16 protein-coding genes and 1 pseudogene are annotated in these 17,951 nt (G+C 74.8%); 13 read left to right on the top strand and 4 right to left on the bottom strand.

All coding sequences use genetic code 11. The annotated features are described in order from the left end of the window. Nucleotides 1-11 precede the first annotated feature (11 nt). From LFA75_RS20950 to LFA75_RS20935, 4 genes are all read left to right on the top strand, one after another. The gene (locus LFA75_RS20950; RefSeq protein ID WP_225235518.1) at nt 12-836 is read left to right on the top strand and encodes a glycoside hydrolase family 25 domain-containing protein; all 825 of its coding nucleotides are present in this window, start codon (nt 12-14) and stop codon (nt 834-836) included. Nucleotides 837-851: 15 nt separating this feature from the next. Beyond that, nucleotides 852-1,901: a Gfo/Idh/MocA family protein gene (locus LFA75_RS20945; protein WP_225235517.1), complete on the top strand. Its 1,050-nt coding sequence runs from the start codon at nt 852-854 to the stop codon at nt 1,899-1,901. Continuing rightward, nucleotides 1,898-2,377: a nucleoside deaminase gene (locus tag LFA75_RS20940; RefSeq protein ID WP_225235516.1), complete on the top strand. Its 480-nt coding sequence runs from the start codon at nt 1,898-1,900 to the stop codon at nt 2,375-2,377. The genes LFA75_RS20945 and LFA75_RS20940 overlap by 4 nt, the downstream gene beginning before the upstream one ends. A 2,515-nt stretch (nt 2,378-4,892) precedes the next feature. Continuing rightward, entirely contained in the window at nt 4,893-6,674 is a 1,782-nt protein-coding gene (locus LFA75_RS20935) for a SigE family RNA polymerase sigma factor (protein WP_225235515.1), read from the top strand. Nucleotides 6,675-6,678: 4 nt separating this feature from the next. On the opposite strand, the gene LFA75_RS24340 is transcribed toward LFA75_RS20935, so the two are convergent. Together LFA75_RS24340 and LFA75_RS20905 are read right to left on the bottom strand one after the other, a co-directional pair. Further along, nucleotides 6,679-8,115, bottom strand: a complete 1,437-nt coding sequence (locus LFA75_RS24340) for a cold-shock protein (RefSeq protein ID WP_455428465.1) — start codon at nt 8,113-8,115, stop codon at nt 6,679-6,681. A 70-nt stretch (nt 8,116-8,185) separates the two neighbouring features. After that, complete coding sequence (locus LFA75_RS20905) at nt 8,186-9,250, bottom strand: lysylphosphatidylglycerol synthase transmembrane domain-containing protein (protein WP_225235514.1); 1,065 nt, start codon at nt 9,248-9,250, stop codon at nt 8,186-8,188. Between the two features lie 124 nt (nt 9,251-9,374). Here LFA75_RS20905 and LFA75_RS20900 point away from each other — a divergent pair, with 124 nt between their 5' ends. The 3 genes from LFA75_RS20900 (at nt 9,375) to LFA75_RS20890 (ending at nt 12,687) form a co-directional block, all read left to right on the top strand. Continuing rightward, the gene (locus LFA75_RS20900) at nt 9,375-9,818 is read left to right on the top strand and encodes a nitroreductase/quinone reductase family protein (protein WP_225235513.1); all 444 of its coding nucleotides are present in this window, start codon (nt 9,375-9,377) and stop codon (nt 9,816-9,818) included. A gap of 48 nt (nt 9,819-9,866) precedes the next feature. Beyond that, entirely contained in the window at nt 9,867-11,552 is a 1,686-nt protein-coding gene (locus LFA75_RS20895; RefSeq protein ID WP_225235512.1) for a ribonuclease J, read from the top strand. A 118-nt stretch (nt 11,553-11,670) separates the two neighbouring features. Then, nucleotides 11,671-12,687, top strand: coding sequence for an IS481 family transposase (locus LFA75_RS20890; RefSeq protein ID WP_225234104.1), 1,017 nt, complete (start codon nt 11,671-11,673; stop codon nt 12,685-12,687). Between the two features lie 60 nt (nt 12,688-12,747). Here the strand turns inward: LFA75_RS20890 and LFA75_RS20885 are convergent, their stop codons facing one another. Then, complete coding sequence (locus tag LFA75_RS20885) at nt 12,748-13,053, bottom strand: hypothetical protein (RefSeq protein WP_225235511.1); 306 nt, start codon at nt 13,051-13,053, stop codon at nt 12,748-12,750. A gap of 130 nt (nt 13,054-13,183) precedes the next feature. Between LFA75_RS20885 and LFA75_RS20880 the strand changes: the two genes are divergently transcribed. The 6 genes and pseudogenes from LFA75_RS20880 to LFA75_RS20855 all read left to right on the top strand — a co-directional run bounded on the left by LFA75_RS20880 (nt 13,184) and on the right by LFA75_RS20855 (nt 17,370). Beyond that, a complete protein-coding gene (locus LFA75_RS20880) occupies nt 13,184-13,741 on the top strand; it encodes a sigma-70 family RNA polymerase sigma factor (protein ID WP_225235510.1) in 558 nt (185 codons plus the stop codon). Further along, nucleotides 13,738-14,394 (top strand): zf-HC2 domain-containing protein, encoded by a 657-nt coding sequence (locus tag LFA75_RS20875; RefSeq protein ID WP_225235509.1) that lies wholly within the window; start codon nt 13,738-13,740, stop codon nt 14,392-14,394. The genes LFA75_RS20880 and LFA75_RS20875 overlap by 4 nt, the downstream gene beginning before the upstream one ends. A gap of 7 nt (nt 14,395-14,401) precedes the next feature. Beyond that, nucleotides 14,402-14,635: pseudogene (locus LFA75_RS24185) on the top strand (CHRD domain-containing protein); the annotation flags it as partial. 136 nt (nt 14,636-14,771) lie between these two features. Further along, nucleotides 14,772-15,215 (top strand): class F sortase, encoded by a 444-nt coding sequence (locus tag LFA75_RS20865; protein ID WP_225236099.1) that lies wholly within the window; start codon nt 14,772-14,774, stop codon nt 15,213-15,215. A 15-nt stretch (nt 15,216-15,230) separates the two neighbouring features. Then, nucleotides 15,231-16,094, top strand: a complete 864-nt coding sequence (gene pdxY, locus LFA75_RS20860) for a pyridoxal kinase PdxY (RefSeq protein ID WP_225235508.1) — start codon at nt 15,231-15,233, stop codon at nt 16,092-16,094. Nucleotides 16,095-16,164: 70 nt separating this feature from the next. After that, nucleotides 16,165-17,370 (top strand): MFS transporter, encoded by a 1,206-nt coding sequence (locus LFA75_RS20855; RefSeq protein ID WP_225235507.1) that lies wholly within the window; start codon nt 16,165-16,167, stop codon nt 17,368-17,370. A gap of 49 nt (nt 17,371-17,419) precedes the next feature. Here LFA75_RS20855 and LFA75_RS20850 read toward each other — a convergent pair whose 3' ends face one another. Beyond that, a complete protein-coding gene (locus LFA75_RS20850; protein WP_225235506.1) occupies nt 17,420-17,899 on the bottom strand; it encodes a pyridoxamine 5'-phosphate oxidase family protein in 480 nt (159 codons plus the stop codon). Nucleotides 17,900-17,951: the final 52 nt, after the last annotated feature.

Raw genomic sequence — 17,951 nt, 5'->3', positions numbered from 1 at the left:
CCGTCGCCAGCATGGGGGCCCTCCGGCGATCCCTCGCCGGGCTGGCGGGGGCAGTGGTCGTCGTGCTGTCCCCGGGCGTCGCCGCCGCCGCTCCCGGTGACCCGGTGACCGGTTTCGACGTCTCGTACCCCCAGTGCGGCACCCCGCTGCCGACCGGGGCGGACTTCGGGGTCGTCGGCGTGAACGGCGGGGTGGCCACCACCGCGAACCCCTGCCTGGCCGAGCAGCTGGCCCGGGCGGCCCGGGCCCCCGGGGGCGCCGCGGCCCACCCGCCGCTGCAGGTCTACGTCAACACCGCGAACCCCGGCCACCTGCAGGACGAGATCAGCACCTGGCCGCGCAGCGGGGACACCCCGTACGGCTCCTGCACCGGCGACAACGACCGAGCCTGCTCGTGGGTCTACGGCCAGACCCGCGCCTCGGTGGACATCCACGGCTTCCTGCTGCCCGCCGCACGCACCGCCGGGGTGGACGTCGTCCCGGCCGAGCTGGTCTGGTGGCTCGACGTCGAGACGATGAACACCTGGCAATCCGGCACCGCCGCGTCCCTGGCGAACAACCGGGCGGCGCTGGAGGGCATGACCGACTACCTGGCCTCCACCGGGGCGCGGATCGGCCTGTACTCCACCGGGCAGCAGTGGCAGCAGATCGTCGGGTGGGTGCCGCCGGGGAGCCCGCTGTACGAGCTGGACAGCTGGCTGGCCGGGGCGCTGTCCCGCGGGGAGGCCGCGCTGCACTGCAGCGACACCCCGCTGACCGCCGGGGGCGACGTCGTCCTCAGCCAGTACGTCGTCGAGCGCGACGGGCGCCTGCTGGACCACGACCTGCCCTGCTGAGTCAGACTCCCCGTCATGGACGACGGTGCGGTGCGGTTCGGGTTGGTCGGCTACGGCTTCGGCGGGCGGTACTTCCACGCCCCGCTGCTGGCCGCGGCGCAGGGCGTGGACTTCCTCGGCGTGGTGACCACGTCGCCGGAGCGGCGGGCGCTGGTGGCCCAGGAGCACCCGTCGGCGGCGTGCTTCGACTCGCTGGAGGCGCTGGTCGAGGCCGGCGCGGAGGCGGTGGCGATCTCGACCCCGGCCGACACGCACAGCCCGCTGACCGACCGGGCGCTGGACCTCGGCCTGGCCGTGGTCTGCGACAAGCCCTTCGCGCTGGACGCGGCGGCCGCGCAGGCCTCGGTGGACCGGGCGGCCGCCGCCGGCCTGGCCCTGGCGCCGTACCAGAACCGGCGCTGGGACTCCGACTTCCTGACCCTGCGCCGGCTGGTCGACGAGGGCGCGCTGGGCGAGGTGCGCACGCTGGAGTCCCGGTTCGAGCGGATGAGCGACGGCGACGGCCCGGGGGCGGCCGGCGGCGGCACGCTGCGGGACTTCGGCAGCCACCTGGTCGACCAGGCGCTGGTGCTGCTGGGCCCGGTCGGCTCGGTGTTCGCCCGCTGGTCGCTGCGGGAGTCCGGGCTGGACGACGACGTGCTGGTGGTGCTGGACCACGTGTCCGGGGCGCGGTCGGTGCTGGGCGGCAGCTGGCGCACCGGTGCGCCGGGGCCGCGGTTCCGCGTGGTGGGGACGGCGGGGTCCTACGTGGTGGGCGACCAGGTGCTGGAGAACGGGATGGGCGCGATGGACGGCCAGGAGTTCGCGCTGATCGCCGGCACCTCGCCCGCCACCGCGGACTGGGGCACCGAGCCCGAGACGGCCTGGGGCCGGCTGCAGCGCGGGGCCGAGTCGACGGTGGTGCCCAGCGAGCGCGGCCGGTGGGACACGTTCTACCCGGCGTTCGCGGCCGCCGTGCGCGGCACCGGCCCGGTGCCGGTCGACCCGCGGGACGCCGTGGCCACCGCGCGGGTGCTGGACGCTGCGCGACGGAGTGCGACCGAGGGCGTCGTGGTGTCGCTGTGAGCCTGTCCGAGGTCGACCGGGCCCACCTGGTGCGGTGCGTGGAGCTGGCGGAGGAGGCGCTGGTGGCCGGCGACGAGCCGTTCGGGTCGGTGCTGGTGGCCGCCGACGGCACCGTGCTCGCCGAGGACCGCAACCGGATCGCCGGCGGGGACTCGACCCGGCACCCGGAGTTCGAGCTGGCCCGCTGGGCCGCCGAGCACATGGACCCCGCCGACCGCCCCGCGGCGACGGTCTACACGTCCGGCGAGCACTGCCCGATGTGCTCGGCGGCGCACGCGTGGGTGGGCCTGGGCCGGATCGTCTACGCCAGCTCCTCGGCGCAGCTGGCCGCGTGGCTGACCGAGCTCGGGGTCGCGCCCGGACCGGTCGCCACCCTGCCGGTCACCGTCGTCGCGCCCGGCATCCCCGTCGACGGTCCGGACGAGGAGCTGTCGGCGCGGGTGCGCGAGCTGCACGTGCGGCTGCACCGGGGGTAGCGAGGTCGAGCCGGCGGTGCCGCCGGACGGGCCGCGACGGTGCCGTGCTGGATCGGCTCTGCTCCGTGGTCGGCCGGGCGCGGCGGTCCGGGGCGGGGCCGTCCGTGCGAGCTATCCGGCCATGTCCGCCCGGGGCACGGCCCCCGGATACGGCGGTCAAGGCACGGAGGTCCAGGCGCAGCTTGTCGGCCGCGATCAACCGAGCACCGTTCTCCGCGCTGCGTCCGCGTCGAGCAGTCCCGACCATCCCGCCCAGCTGACCGGGCGCGTCACCGGGCCGAGTGCGGCCACAGCCCTGCCACGTGCGGCCATCCGGGCGCCGCTGTCCCTGCTCCGCGTCCCGCCCACCGGGCACGTCACATGACCTGGGAAGGCCGGCTGCGAGCAACTGCTGGTCTACCTACGCCGGCCCGCCGTCGAGGCGTCGGTCGGCGGGCCCGTCGTGTTCGACCCGCTGGTCGACATGACCGTGGGGCGATCGGGCTGCACCACAGAGCGAGCGACGCCGCTGCGCCGAAGGTCGAGCTGGCTCAGGGCCCGGAGCACACAACGAACACCTCCACCAGCGTCGCCGCGTCGCGACCAGCGGCAGCTGGGTGAGCGTCGATGACCCCCAGCTGGCCGTGCGGGGGATCAGCGGCTTCCGTCACTGCCAGTGGCGGCGGAGCCACTGATAATCAGCAGGTCAAAGGCCTGTTCTGTTGGCCGTTTTTGTCAGACCCCTCTGGTGGACTAGGTCCATGACAGCGACGGCGCGACGGTTCCGGGTGGAGGTCACCCCCTACGTCACCGCCGTCCCCGTCGACGCCGCGCCGGTCCCACGGCTGACCGAGCTCGCGGCCACCGCCGGGCTCTCCGGTACCGAATTGGACGCCGAGCTGGCCTCGGTGGCCAAGCAGATGTCGGCCCTGGCCGCGTACCGCGCCGGCCTCGTCGAGCGCAAAGCCACCCTCGGTGCTCGCCAGCCGCTGCCCTTCGCCCCCGGCGCGCGCACCGATACCCGCCCCGAGGCCGACCCGGATCTTGACCCGTCGCTGCAGACCGCGGACGATTTCCTGCCCGACGAGGTCGCAGTGCTGCTGAACATGTCGGTCGGGTCGGCTCGGTACCTGGTCGATGACGACCTCACGCTGGTCCGCCAGTTCCCGGCGGTGTGGGAGGCGTTGGCTGATCAGCGGATCGACGAGACCCGCGCCAAGGCGATCGTGCGGGCGATGCGGTACCAGGCCCGGTCGTGGGGCGGCCCGGTCGACGACGCGATCGTCGACGTGGTCGCCGCGCGTGGGGTGGCGTGGGCCGCGGCCGGGTGCGCGCCCTCGACGCTGCGCGACCGGCTCGAGGCCGCGCTGATCGCTGCGGATCCTGCGGCTGCGGACCGACGGCGGGAGTTGCGCAAGCGGGAGGCCGGGGTGCGGGTGCAGGGCACCGGCGACGGCCTGGCTGACGTGCGGGTGAACGGCATGGAGGCCGCGACCGCGAAGCTGGTGAAGGCCCAGCTGGCGGCGTTCGCCCGGGAGCGCAAGGCCGACGGTGATGACCGCCGGGCCGGGGAGATCGAGACCGAACTGGTCGCCACCCTCATCACCCGCCCCTGGGAAGCCCAGGACCCCGCCGTCGGGGTGGGTNACCTAGCCGACCTCCACCCCGACGCCCCGGCGCAGGCCGACTCGGCAACAACCGAGGGCACCGTCCCCAGCGACGGAATGTCGGAGGACGGAGCGGCCGAGGACGGAGCGGCCGAGGACGCGGCGGCCGACGACGGGGCGGCCGAGGACGCGGCGACCTGCGTCCCTGCCGCCGGTGATGCGGGTGGCGGGAGCCGGGTCGGGCACGTCGGCGGATTGCCGGTCACCCCGGCCGCGGTGCGGTCCCTGCTGCAACGGATCGATGCCCTCGGCCTGACCCACCCCGACGGCGGAGACCTCGACCTCACCGTCACCGGCGAGCGCGGCCGACTGCTCGCCGTCGCCACCCCCGAGGAGGTCGTCGCCGCAGCGAAAGCCGGGCGCGGACTCGGGCCGCCACCACCAGCACCTGGCTACACACCAACCGCCGCCCAGTACCGGTACCTGCGCGCCCGCGACCGGCACTGCCGCTTCCCCGGCTGCCGACAAGTCGCCCGGGCCTGCGACGCCGACCACGTCATCCCCTACGACCACGCCAACCCCGAACGCGGCGGACCCACCTGCGTCAGCAACCTGGCCATGCTCTGCCGACGGCACCACCGGCTCAAGACGCACGCGCCCGGCTGGCGGTTCGCCATCGACGCCGACGGCACCCTGCACGTGACCACGCCCGGCGGCACGACCCGGACCACCCGACCACCCGCGATGGGTAAGGTCCTCGACCTGCTGGACGCACCGCCACCGCCGCACGATCCCGAGGCCGACCCAGCACCGTTCTAGACGTCGCCGGCACACGCCTGCCCCTGGACCACCGGGACCCGTCCGACCCGATCCCGGCCCCAGGACCCACAGACCTCGCCCGCTACCCGCCGGTGCAGTTCACTGGAGCCGTGGCGGCTCGCGACGACCTGGTCCGGGCGCACTGGCGGGAGCTGCTGCCGACGGCCTACCTCCTGACCGGGGACCAGGCGGCGGCCCGGCAGCTCGTCGTCCGCACCCTCGCCCGGCGGCGCCCGCCGATCGCCGATCGGCGAACCGCCCTCGACGCCCTCGTCCGCGCCCACCGCAGCCGATGGCGGCTCACCGGCCGGGCAAGCATCCAGGGCACGCCTGCCGTCCCCTGGTGGAGCTCGCCGGAAGCCGCCGCTGCCGCCCACCAGCTCGCCGACGCCCTCGACGACCTCGGCCGCGACGACCGCACCGCCGTCGTGCTGCGGTGGTTCGAGGACCTCGCTCCCGAACAGATCACCGCCCTCGTCCCTGGCGCCGACCCCGAGGCCGCGGCCGGTCGGCTGCCGGTCGACCCCAACGTGCTGCCCCGCCGCCTCGACGACCTCGCCGGCCTCTGCGACGCGGGCACCCTGGACGACGACACCGTCACCGCCGCAGTCCGCGGCACCCGGACCCGGCACACCTGCCAGGCCCTCCTCGCCGTCACCGCCGTGGCCGGGCTGGTCGCGGGTGGCGCATGGCTGCCGGACACGGCGCCCGACCCAGCGGCGACGGCGACGGCGACCGCCACCCCGTCCAGGACGACGACGGCAGCCGAGCTGCGCGGGATCTTCGCCCTCCCACCCCGTGGGGCGCTCGCCGACGACGAGGACCTGCTCGCCCAGCTGCGGCGGCGACTCGACGCCGAGGGCGCGACCGGCGCGGACTACCGGGTCCTCTACGCCGACGACGTCGAGGGCATCCGCGCGGTCCTGATGATGCACCCGGGCGCCGGGCAGATGGACCTCGCGTGGCTGACCGGGCCGGCCGGCACCGCGGCAGCCCGGCTGGACGTGCACACCGTCGGCTTCTCGACCCCGTTCGGCTCGGCCGGCATGGCTGTCTCGCTGCCCGACCCGGCCGCCGGCACGACCCGCCTCGTGGTCCTCACCGAGGACGGCGACACCGTGCGGGTCTCGGCCGGGGTCGACGTCGACCCGGCCACGGGCGCCGCAGGACGGACCTACGTCGACGTCCCCTCCCGGGGAGGGGTCGCCGCCACCACCCTCGACCGCACCAGCGACGCCGGCATCCGGCTCCAGGTCGGGCGACCGGGCGACCTCACCGAGGACATCTGGCCCGTCTCGAGCACCCCCGTCCACCTCGACGTCGGGACCGGCGGCACCGGCCCGCCCAGCCGGTCCGGCGCCCCGACCGCCGCCGCCGGGGCCTACGCATCGGCGCTGTCCACCGTCGTCGCCGCGACCGGGTGGGCCGAGGAGGACCTCGAGGTCACCGTCCTGGGCGCCGGCACCCTGCCCGCCGCGGCCGGCGGCACGCTGGACGTCGTCAGCTTGGCCGTCGTCCTCCCCGGCGGCGCCGTCGTCACCACCACCGGCACCGCAGCCCAGACGACCGCGGAGGACGGCAGCACGGTCCTGTCCTTCGGCGGCGGCTGCGGGAGCACCGGCTACCCGGCCGGGACCGACATCGTCGACCTGGTCGTGGCGGCCACCTGCGTGGACGTCGGCGACGCCTACACCCGCACCGTGGTGGTCGCCGCACCACCGGGGGTCCGCGTCGTGCTGGGCTTCCCGAGCAGCGACGAGACCCTCGTGCCCGAGCTCGTCGACGGGTTCGGCTGGACCACCTTCCTCACCCGCGAGGACCCCGGGACGGCGACGGCCGGCACCGCCACCTTCCCGGTGGCCGGTGCCGGCCGCGACGTGCTGCAGCAGTGACTGCCTAGATCGGCTCCACCGCGTCGGCCTGGGGGCCGCGCTCGGCGGGGGTGGCGGTGAACTGCACCCGCTGGCCCTCCTCGAGGTCCCGGTAGCCGCCGCGGTCGGCGATCGCCGAGAAGTGCACGAACACGTCGGCGCTGCCGTCGTCGGGTGCGATGAAGCCGAACCCCTTCTCCGCGTGGAACCACTTCACGGTGCCCTCCTGACCGCCCTCGATGGGGGTCGGCACCGCCCGCGCGGCGCTGCGCGAGCGCTCCCGCGGGGTCGACCGGGAGGGGTCCCGGCGTGCCTCGCGGCGGGCCGGGTCGCGCCGCGGCGGCGGGCCGGCGGAGTCCAGCGGACGGACGACGTCGGCCTGCGGACCGCGGTCACCCTGGCTGGCCGCGAACTCGACGCGCTGGCCCTCCTCGAGGTCGCCGTAGCCGCCGTCGTCCTCGATCACGGAGAAGTGCACGAACACGTCGCGCGACCCGTCGTCGGGCTCGACGAACCCGAAGCCCTTGTCGGCGTTGAAGAACCGGACGGTGCCCTGGGCCAGCCCGGAGCCGCCGCCGTACCCGCCGGCGTTGCCGCGCGGGCCGCCACCGCCGGTGGAGCCCAGCGGCTGCACGTGGGTGGCCTGCAGCCCGCGGTCGCCCTGCGCGGCCTCGAACTCCACGCGCTGGCCCTCGTCGAGGGAGCGGTAGCCGCCGTCGTCGGCGATCGCGGAGAAGTGCACGAAGACGTCGTCCCCGCCGTCGTCGGGCTGCAGGAAGCCGAAGCCCTTCTCGGCGTTGAAGAAGCGCACGGTGGCCTGGGGCAGGCCCGAGCCGGCCGCGCCGCCGCCGTCGTACCCGCCGTCGTCGTACCCGGCGTCGTGGCCGCCGCCGCCACCGGCGAGGGGCTCGACGTGGGTTGCCTGCAGCCCGCGGTCACCCTGCGCCGCCTCGAACAGCACGCGCTGGCCCTCCTCGAGGGAGCGGTAGCCACCGTCGTCGGCGATCGCGGAGAAGTGCACGAAGACGTCGTCGCCGCCGTCGTCCGGGGTGATGAAGCCGAACCCCTTCTCGGAGTTGAAGAACTGCACCGTGCCCTCGGCGCCGCCACCGGCGGACGCCCGGGGCGCCTCGCGGCGCGGGGCCTCCCGGCGGGGCGCCTCGCGGCGGGGCGCGCGCTCCTCGCGACGGTCATCACGCCGGTCGTCGCGGCGGGGCTCGCGGGACTGCGAGCGGTCGACCTGCACCGGCGGGCCGCCCAGCGGGCTCACCCGGTCGGCCTGCAGGCCGCGCTGGCCCGGGCTCGCCTCGTACTCGACCCGCGCGCCCTCGTCCAGGCTGCGGAACCCACCGGACTCCTCGATGGCCGAGAAGTGCACGAAGACGTCCTCACCGCCGTCGTCGGGTCCGATGAAACCGAACCCCTTCTCGGCGTTGAACCACTTCACGAACCCCTGCGGCATGCCCTGCTCCTGCACTCGACTGCTCTGCGAAACCTGCGTCTGTCCGTGCCCAGCGTCCCACCCGACGCGATCACCCCTCCGCAGGGTGCACCGGTCGCGGCGCCAGCACCAGGCACAGCGCGCCCACCGCCGCCAGCAACCACAGGCTGACCAACCGGTAGACGACCACGACCGGCACCGCCTGGGCGGCCGGCATGCCCGCGGCGACCAGCGCGGAGGCCAGCGCCGCCTCGACCACACCGATGCCGCCGGGGGTCAGCCGGGTCGAGGACACCAGCGCCCCGGCCGCCCAGGCCAGCACGACGCCCTGCCAGGGCAGCCCCGACCCGACCGCGAGCGCGGCGAGGCCGAGGGTGACCGCGTCCAGCACCCAGTTGGCCAGGGCCAGCAGGCCGGCGGCCGACGCGTTGCGCACCCCGGGGCGGATGGCCCCCAGCGAGGTCAGCGCGTCCTCGACGGCCGGGCCCACCACGGCCGGGCGCAGCACCTTGAACCACCGCGAGAGCGGGGCCAGCACGGCCATCAGCAGCTTGACCACCAGGTGCTTGGCCTCGGGGCTGCGGGTGACGGCGAGCAAGGTGAGGACCGGGACGACGGCGGCGACCGACGCCACCGAGGCCACCACCGCGCCGGCCGTGCTCCCGGTGGCCGCCGAGCTCACCGCCACGACGGCGGCCAGCGCGACCGTCGAGCACACCCCGGAGACGGCGAGGGTCCAGCTGACCAGCACGGCGCTGTTGCCCAGGTCGCGCATCCGGCGGAAGGCGTAGGCCACGCTGGCCGCCGACCCCGCGAGCGGCAGGCCGACGGCGATCGCGTTGCCGCCGTAGACCGTCGCGGTCAGGCTGCCCTGCGGGGCCACCCCGCCGCCCGAGCGCAGCAGCAGCTGCTGCTGCCAGACCAGGCACTGCATCGACAGCAGCTGGACGGCGGCCGCGGCGAACGCCCACCGCAGGTCGGTGCCCGCGAGCGTCTCGAACCAGCCGACGACGGACCGCCAGAAGACGACGAGGACCACCACGGTGCCCACCGCGAGGACCCCGCCCAGCACGGGTCGCCACCACCGGGCCACCGGGCCGCGCACGACCTCGGTGACCGGGCCACCCGGTGTCTCCGGGTCGGGACCGCTGCTCATCGTGGGGAACGGTAGCGACCCCGGGTGTCCGGTGGTGTCCCCGCTGCCCCGCACGGGTGAGACCGCCCAGGCGGCCGGCACGGACGGTCGGGCGTCCGTCGGACCGCCGGGCAGACTGCTCGTCGTGGCCGTCGACGGGGAGTACGCGCCGAGCCCGGTGCCGTGGGTGGCCGACGAGGTCGCCCACATCGAGGACACCGGGACGGCGTTCGGCGGGCGGGCGGTGGTGCTGCTCACCCACCGCGGACGGCGCACGGGTCTGGTGCGCAAGACCCCGCTGATGCGGGTGGAGATGCGCGGGGTCTACGCGGCGGTCGCCTCGACCCGCGGCGGGCCGGCGCACCCGCACTGGTACGCCAACGTGCTGGCCTCCCCCGACGTCGAGCTGCGCGACGGCGACCTGCGGCTGGACCTGCGGGCCCGCGAGGTCAGCGGTGCCGAGCGGTCGGCCTGGTGGTCGCTGGCCTGCGGCACGTTCCCCTCGTACGTGGAGTACCAGCGGCGCACCCGACGACGCATCCCGGTGGTGCTGCTCGAGCCCCGCGTGTCGTCACCGTCCGCCTCCTGACCCGAGCCGCAGCCGGTCCTGTCGGTGGGGCCCCGTAGCGTGGCACCCATGAGCCGCACGCACCCCGAGCTGAAGACCCCGCCGCCCCTCTCGGAGGGGGGCCTGCGGATCGTCGCGCTGGGCGGGCTCGGCGAGATCGGCCGCAACATGACGGTCTTCGAGTACGCCGGCAAGCTGCTCGTCGTCGACTGCGGCGTGCTGTTCCCCGAGGAGCACCAGCCCGGCGTCGACGTCATCCTCCCCGACTTCACCTCCATCCGGGACCGGCTGGACGACATCGAGGCGATCGTGCTCACGCACGGCCACGAGGACCACATCGGCGGCGTGCCCTACCTGCTGCGCGAGCGCCGCGACATCCCGCTGGTCGGGTCCAAGCTCACGCTGGCCTTCATCTCGGCCAAGCTCGAGGAGCACAAGATCAAGCCGGTGCTCCGGCAGGTCGCCGAGGGCGAGCGGCTGCCGCTGGGCCCCTTCGACACCGAGTTCCTCGCGGTCAACCACTCGATCCCCGACGCGCTGGCCGTGGCCATCCGCACCCCGGCCGGGTTGGTCCTGCACACCGGTGACTTCAAGATGGACCAGTTCCCGCTGGACCAGCGGATCACCGACCTGCGCGGGTTCGCCCGGCTCGGCGAGGAGGGGGTCGACCTCTTCCTCACCGACTCCACCAACGCGGAGGTCCCCGGCTTCACCCTCAGCGAGGGCGACCTCGTCCCCGCCATCGACACCGTGTTCCGCACCGCGCCCAAGCGGGTCATCGTGTCCAGCTTCGCCAGCCACGTGCACCGCATCCAGCAGGTGCTCAACGCCGCGCACGCCCACGGCCGCAAGGTGGCCTTCGTCGGCCGCTCGATGGTCCGCAACATGGGGATCGCCCGCGAGCTGGGCTACCTCGACGTGCCGCAGGGCCTGGTCGTCGACCTCAAGCAGATGGACAAGCTGCCCGCCGACCAGGTGTGCGTCATCTGCACCGGGTCGCAGGGCGAGCCGATGGCCGCGCTGTCCCGGATGGCCAACCGCGACCACGTCATCCGCATCTCCGAGGGCGACACCGTCCTGATGGCCAGCTCGCTCATCCCGGGCAACGAGAACGCGATCTACCGGATCATCAACGAGCTCACCCGCTGGGGCGCCAACGTGGTGCACAAGGGCAACGCCAAGGTGCACGTCTCCGGCCACGCCAGCGCCGGCGAGCTCGTCTACTGCTACAACATCGTCAAGCCGCGCAACGTCATGCCGGTGCACGGCGAGTGGCGCCACCTCAAGGCCAACGGCGAGCTGGCGATCAAGACCGGTGTGCACCCCCGCGGGGTCGTGCTGGCCGAGGACGGCAACGTCGTCGACCTGGTCGGCGGCAAGGTCCGGATCACCGGCAAGGTCAGCGCCGGCAACGTCTACGTCGACGGCGCGACGGTCGGCGGGGCCACCGAGGCCTCGCTGAAGGACCGGCGCAACCTGGCCGAGGAGGGCGTCATCACGGTGGTCGCCATCGTCGACGCCGACACCGGCCTGCTGGCCGAGGCGCCGGACTTCCTGGCCCGCGGCTTCGTGCACGACGAGGGCACCTTCGACACCGTGGTGCCGCTGATCGAGAAGGCGCTGGCGAAGGCGGCCGAGGAGGGCGTCGGCGGGGCGCTGCAGCTCGAGCAGCTCATCACCCGCGCGGTGGCCACCTGGGCGCACCGCAACGGCCGCCGCAGCCCGATGATCATCCCGGTCGTCATCGACGCCTAGATGTTGCGGTGCATGAGGTTGTTGACAGCGGGGCGGTAGGGGCCGGGACGTAGGACGGGTCCCCGGCGGCAGGATGTGAAGCGCTGACCACACGTCCTGACCGACCCGGAGACCCGTCTTGTCCCACGCTAACGCGCCCTTGACCCCTGCTGGCCGGCTGCGGTTGATCGACCGGTGCGCTACCCGTCCGATCGCGCACATCGCTGCTGAGGCCGGTGTGTCCCGGCAGTGCCTGTCCAAGTGGAAGAACCGCTACGACGCCCTTGGCGAGGTCGGGCTGCTGGACCGCTCCAGCGCCCCGCACGCCAGCCCCACCCAGACCGAAGGCGAGGTGGTAGCCCGCATCGAGGCGCTGCGGCGGGAGAAGAAGTGGTCCGCGCGGTTGATCACCGCCGAGCTCAACGGCGACGGTGTGGACATCAGCGCCGCCACCGTCGGACGGTGGCTGGCCCGACTGGGCATCAACCGCCGCCGCTTCCTGGACCCCGACGGGGACAACAACCGCGCCCCAGGCAAGATCACCGCCCGCTACCCCGGGCACATGATCCACGTCGATGTGAAGAAGGTCGGCCGCATCCCCGACGGCGGCGGATGGCGCGCCCACGGCCGCGGCAGCGACGGTGACCGCGCCGCCGCACGCGCCAAGACCGCCGCGGCCAAGACCGGCCAGAAGGCCGGCTACGTCTACCTGCACTCGGCCATCGACGGGTTCTCCCGACTGGCCTACACCGAACCCCTGGCCAACGAGACCGCCAAGACCGCCATCGCGTTCTTCGCCCGCGCCCGCGCGTTCTTCCGCGCCCACGGCATCGGCCGCATCACCCGGGTCATCACCGACAACGGGTCCTGCTACCGCGCCGGGGCGTTCACCAGGTCACTGTTCGACGCCAGCCGCCACCAGCGGACCCGGCCGTTCACGCCCAAGCACAACGGCAAGGTCGAGCGCTACCAGCGGATCCTGGCCGAGGAGCTGCTCTACGCCCGCACCTGGACATCCGAAGCCCAACGAGCCCAGGCGATCGCGGTCTGGACCGTGCACTACAACTACCACCGACCACACACCGCCGCCGGGAACCGACCACCCGCCTCACGCCTCCACGCCGGCGTCACCAACGTCATGACGAGCAACACCTAGAAGGACCCTGTCGCCCCCCACGACGTGCTCCGCACGCCGTGGGGCCCTGCGACAGGGCCGTCAGGCGGCGCGGCCGAACCAGGCGTCGAGGAGGTCGTGCCGCACGGCCGGCGGCAGTGCTCCCCAGCGCAGCAGGGCCGCGCGGGCGGGCAGCTGGCTGGCCTTCGCCAGCCGGCCCAGCTCGCGGACCCGGTGGGCCGGGGGCACCAGCGGCGACCGTGCGCCGACGAGGCGGAGGGTGGCGACCGGCCCGGTCAGGGCCTCGCACAGGGAGTCGTACGCCGCCGTGATCGCGGCCTGGTGCGCGGGGTCGGACCAGTGCGGGCATCGCCCGGGGTGTCCGACGGAGGCTGCGTGAGCGCTCATGCCCGCACTATCGGTAGCACACGGCCGGATCGTGACCACCCTGTGACCGCCATCCGGTAGCAGCGGGGGTGAACGCCGGCGCCGCGGCAGCCGTATCCCCCACGGGGACGTCCACGGGAGGAGGCAGGGCATGGTCGGTCGGGTGCGGACACGACGGCTGCGGTCGGTCGACGAGCCGGTGGAGACCTTCGACGCCCGGGCCGCCTACGCCGCGCACGGGGCCGAGCTGTACCGACTGGCGCTGCGCCAGCTCGGCGACGAGGGCGCCGCGCAGGACGTCGTCCAGGAGGTGTTCCTGCGGGCCTGGCGCGCCGCGGACTCCTACGACCCCCAGCTGGCGAGCCTGCGGACCTGGTTGTTCGCCATCGCCCGCAACGTGGTGGTCGACGAGACCCGCCGGTTCGCCGTCCGGCCGTGGCAGCGGCAGCTCACCGACGACGCCGGCGCCGAGGTCCCGGTCGAGGTCGAGCTGGACGAGCGGCTGGTGGACGCCTGGGTGGTCGAGGAGGCGCTGGGCCGGCTCGGGGCCGACCACCGGGCAGCGATCGTGCAGACCCACCTGCGCGGCCGCCCGCACGCCGAGGTGGCCGCGGAGCTGGGCATCCCGGTGGGCACACTGCGCAGCCGGGTCTTCTACGGGTTGAAGGCACTGCGGTTGGCGATGGAGGAGATGGGGGTGGAGCCGTGAACGAGCACCGGGAGCTGCGCGAGCAGCTCGGGGTCTACGCACTGGGCCACGGCACCGCCGACGAGCGGGCAGCGGTCCGGGCCCACCTGGACGGCTGTGCCGCGTGCCGGGCCGAGCTGGCCGCCCTGGTCCCGCTGCGCGCCCGGCTGGCCGACGTCGACCCCGACCGGCTCGACGAGGTGCCGGCTCCGCCGCCCGGGCTGGGCGACCGGGTGCTGGCGGGCATCGCGGCCGAGCAGGCCACCGGGCAGGCTCGCCCCGGCCGACGTCGCTGGGCCCCCGCGGTCGCCGCGGTCGGGATCGCCGCGGCGGCCTTCGGGGTGGGCTGGCTGGTGCGCCCGGTGCCGGACGCGCCCCCGCTGGAGGCGGTCGCCGTCCAGGTGACCGCGCCCGACGTCGCCGCGACCGCCGACGTCGTCCCGCACACCTGGGGCATGGAGGTGCGGCTGCACGGCGCGGGCTTCACCGCCGGCGAGGTGTACCGGGTGCAGGTCACCGAGGACGACGGCGGCACGGTGCCGGCCGGGGAGTTCCTCGGCGTCGGCCCGGCCCAGCTGGACTGCAACCTCAACAGCTCCGTGCTCCGCGAGGACGCCATCGGGTTTCAGGTGCTCGACAGCAGCGGCGCCGTGGTGGTCACCTCGGATCTCTGAGGCGGCGGTGGACGCACCGGGGTCACCCGCCTACCAGTCCCCGGACAAGACCGCGACGCACATCCACGAGGCCTCCGTCGGGCAGGCCGGCCCGCCGCGGATCGCGCTGCCCGACCCGGAGGACGACGGCACCGGCACCCTGGTGAGCTCCGGCTGCCGGCCCTTCACCACCCGGCTCGCCCCGCAGGGCACCGACACCGGGCAGGGCTTCACCCTCGACCAGATCGAGACGAACCCCTCGGCGTTCTCCACCGACACCCGCACCAGCGCCTTCGCCGCCGGCGCGGTCCGCGGCCAGCTGGTGGAGTCCCCGGTCGGCGGCGTCGAGACCGGCGCCGGCGGGACGGCGGCGTCCACCTCGTCGTCCACCGGCCGCTGTGCCCGCCCCCACCGGGCTGTCTATCCCGGCGCTGGGCATCGCGCAGGACCTCGTCGGGCTCGGCGTGGCCGACGACGGCACCGCCGAGGTGCCGGTGGACTTCGACGACGTCGGTTGGTTCACCCCCGGCGGCCGGCCCGGCGCCCGCGGACCGACGGTGCTGATGGGCCACGTCGACTCCACCGCCGGCCCCGCGGTGTCCTACGTGCTGCGCGACCTGGCGGCCGGGGACACCGTGGACCTCACGGTCGCCGACGGCTCGGTGGCCACCTACACGGTCACCGGCACCGAGCAGGTCGCCGAGGACACCTTCCCGACCGCCGCGGTGTTCGGCGCGACGGCCGACGACGTCCTCCGGCTGATCACCTGCACCGGGAGCTTCGACGCCGGCGCCCGCAGCTACACCGACAACCTGGTGGTGACGGCGGTCCGGACCGGCTGAGTAGGGTCCCCCGCCGTGGCGAACGTCCTCTCGATCCAGTCCCACGTGGCCTACGGGCACGTCGGCAACGCCTCCGCGGTCTTCCCCCTGCAGCGGCTGGGCCACGAGGTCTGGCCGGTGCACACCGTCCAGTTCTCCAACCACACCGGCTACGGCTCCTGGACCGGCCGGGTCTTCGACGGCCAGGCCGTCGACGAGGTGGTCGAGGGCATCGCCGCGCGCGGCGTGCTGGGCAGCTGCGACGCAGTGCTCTCGGGCTACCTCGGGTCCGCCGACATCGGGCACGCCGTCGTCGGCACCGTGGCCCGGGTCCGGGCGGCCAACCCGGCCGCCGTCTACTGCTGCGACCCGGTGATCGGCGACGTCGGGCGCGGGGTGTTCGTCCGGCCGGGCATCGCCGAGTTCATGCGGGACGTCGCCGTCCCCGTCGCCGACGTCGTCACCCCCAACCACTTCGAGCTCGACCTGCTCACCGGCCGGACGACGACCACGCTGCCCCAGGTGCTGGACGCCGTCGCCGCGCTGCAGGCCACCGGCCCGCGCGTCGTCCTGGTGACCAGCCTGGACGTCGAGGACACCCCGGACGACGCGGTGGACCTGCTCGCCGCCGAGGGCGGCCGGGCGTGGCGGGTCCGCACCCCCGAGCTGGGGGTGTCGGTCAACGGTGCCGGCGACGCTATCGCCGCGCTGTTCCTGGCGCACTGGATGTCCACCGGCTCGGCCGCCCGCGCGCTGGGTGCCGCGGCGTCCTCGGTGTTCGGCCTGCTGCGGATGACCGCCGAGGCCGGCAGCCGGGAGATCCTCACCGTCGCGGCGCAGGAGGAGTTCGTCTCCCCCACCCGCACCTTCGAGGTCACCGAGGTGACCGCGGCACCGTAGGACGGAGACTGTCACCACGGGTGCCGGGTCGGTCACCCCCAGCGCACCACCGGACGGCGAGGAGCCCGGGATGACCGCACCAGGCACAGCCGCACCCGGGACGACGACCGGGGCACGCGCCCTCGTCGCGGCCTTCTGCGCGCTGGTCGCCGCGACCCAGGTGCTCTGGCTGACCTTCGCGCCGGTGACCGACGAGTCGGCGCGCGCCCTCGGGGTCGGCACCGGGGCGATCGCCAACCTGGCCGCGGTGAACCCGCTGGTCTTCGTGCTGCTGGCGGTGCCCGCCGGGCGGTGGCTGGACCGCAGGCTGGTCCCGGCGCTGGTGGCCGGTGCGGTGCTGACCGCCGCCGGTGCCGTGGTCCGCGCCGCCGGGGTCGACTCCTACCCCGTGGTCCTGACCGGCCAGCTGCTGGTCTCGGCCGGCCAGCCGCTGGTGCTCGGCGCGACCGCGCTGCTGGCGGTCCGCTACGTCGCCCCCACCGCCCGCACCGCGGCGATCTCGGCGGCCAGCGCGGCGCAGTTCGTCGGCATCCTGGTCGCCGCCCTGGTCGGCGGGCCCGTGGTCGACGCGGTCGGGCTGGCCGGGTTGCTCCGGGCCGAGGCGGTGGCGGTGGCGGTGGTCGCCGCGGTGTTCGTCGTCCTGGTCCGCCGGGTGGCTCCCCGGCCCGTCCCCGCCTCCGCCGCTGCACCCGCGGGTGGGCGGCTGGTCCGGGACCGGCTGCTGGTCGGCCTGGCCGTCATGCTCTTCGTCGGCGTGGGCGTCTTCAACGCGGTGGCCACCTGGCTGGACCCGGTGCTCGACGACCTGGACCGGCCCGGTCTCGGCGGCCCGCTGATCGCCGGCATGACCGTCGCCGGGATCGCCGGCGCCGCCCTGCTGCCCGCCTGGGCGGCCGCCCGGGACCGCCGCCGGACCGTCCTGCTCGTCGCGGCGGTCACCAGCGCGGTGGGCTTCGCGGTCGCCGCGGCGGTGCCGGCGGAGGCGACCGTCGGGGTGCTGCTGGGGGTGCTGCCCCTGGTCGGCTTCGTGCTGCTGGCCGGCCTGCCGGTGGCGCTGGAGTGGGCCGAGCTGCACGTGGGCGCCGACCACGCGGCCCGGGCCACCAACCTGCTGCTGCTGGCCGGCAACGCCGGCGGGGTGGTGCTGGTGCTGGCCGTCGAGGTCGCCGGCGGCCGCGCCGCGCCGACCCTGCTGGCGCTGGCCCTGCTCTCGCTGCCGGCGGTCGTCGCCGCCTGGGTGCTCCCCCGGCGAGCGACGGGACCCACGACGGGCTAGGTGCCCCGGGCGACCGGGCACGCCGTGCGGCGGGCCCGGTCGATCCGGATCAGGGCAGGACGACCTTCTCGTTCTCGCCGACGTCGGTGCGCTCGCCGGTGGCCTTGGCCTTGACGAAGCTGATCGCCGTGGTCACCGCACCGGGGGTGTCCCAGTACTCGGCGCTGCTGCCGTCGACCTTGATCAGCACCACCGAGGCGTCCTCGGGCCCCTGCGGCAGCCAGGCCTCGGCGCCGGAGTTCCACAGCTCCTTCTTCTTCGCCACGTCGGTGACGACGATGCCCTCGCCGGCGATCGACACCCAGCTGGACCGGGAGCCGGTCGTCACGTTGACCTTCGGGTTGGCCGCGATGCTCTTCGCCGGCCCGCCGTCGGCCTCCGCGAAGAACCACAGGTCGCCGTCGAACTCGGTCTCCTGCAGCGACATCGGACGGCTCTCCAGGGAACCGTCGGCACCCAGGGTCGTCAGCATCGCGATCTTCTCGCCCGCCACCAGCTCGCGGACCTTCTCCACACCGTGCTCGGCCATCAGGCGCGCTCCTCGCAGTCGATTTCGATCTCCAGGACTGCGGTGCCCGGCG

This window comes from Klenkia terrae, assembly GCF_900491935.1.
GTDB lineage: Bacteria > Actinomycetota > Actinomycetes > Mycobacteriales > Geodermatophilaceae > Klenkia > Klenkia terrae.
This window is presented reverse-complemented; position numbering and strand designations above follow the sequence as displayed.

What these genes read in the sequence shown, in the direction of transcription:
- LFA75_RS20950 (WP_225235518.1), top strand. Translation starts at nt 12, where the DNA reads ATGGGGGCCCTCCGGCGATCCCTCGCCGGGCTGGCGGGGGCAGTGGTC.
- LFA75_RS20945 (WP_225235517.1), top strand. Translation starts at nt 852, where the DNA reads ATGGACGACGGTGCGGTGCGGTTCGGGTTGGTCGGCTACGGCTTCGGC.
- LFA75_RS24340 (WP_455428465.1), bottom strand. Translation starts at nt 8,115, where the DNA reads ATGCCGCAGGGGTTCGTGAAGTGGTTCAACGCCGAGAAGGGGTTCGGT.
- LFA75_RS20905 (WP_225235514.1), bottom strand. Translation starts at nt 9,250, where the DNA reads ATGAGCAGCGGTCCCGACCCGGAGACACCGGGTGGCCCGGTCACCGAG.
- LFA75_RS20895 (WP_225235512.1), top strand. Translation starts at nt 9,867, where the DNA reads ATGAGCCGCACGCACCCCGAGCTGAAGACCCCGCCGCCCCTCTCGGAG.
- LFA75_RS20885 (WP_225235511.1), bottom strand. Translation starts at nt 13,053, where the DNA reads ATGAGCGCTCACGCAGCCTCCGTCGGACACCCCGGGCGATGCCCGCAC.
- LFA75_RS20880 (WP_225235510.1), top strand. Translation starts at nt 13,184, where the DNA reads ATGGTCGGTCGGGTGCGGACACGACGGCTGCGGTCGGTCGACGAGCCG.
- LFA75_RS20855 (WP_225235507.1), top strand. Translation starts at nt 16,165, where the DNA reads ATGACCGCACCAGGCACAGCCGCACCCGGGACGACGACCGGGGCACGC.
- LFA75_RS20850 (WP_225235506.1), bottom strand. Translation starts at nt 17,899, where the DNA reads ATGGCCGAGCACGGTGTGGAGAAGGTCCGCGAGCTGGTGGCGGGCGAG.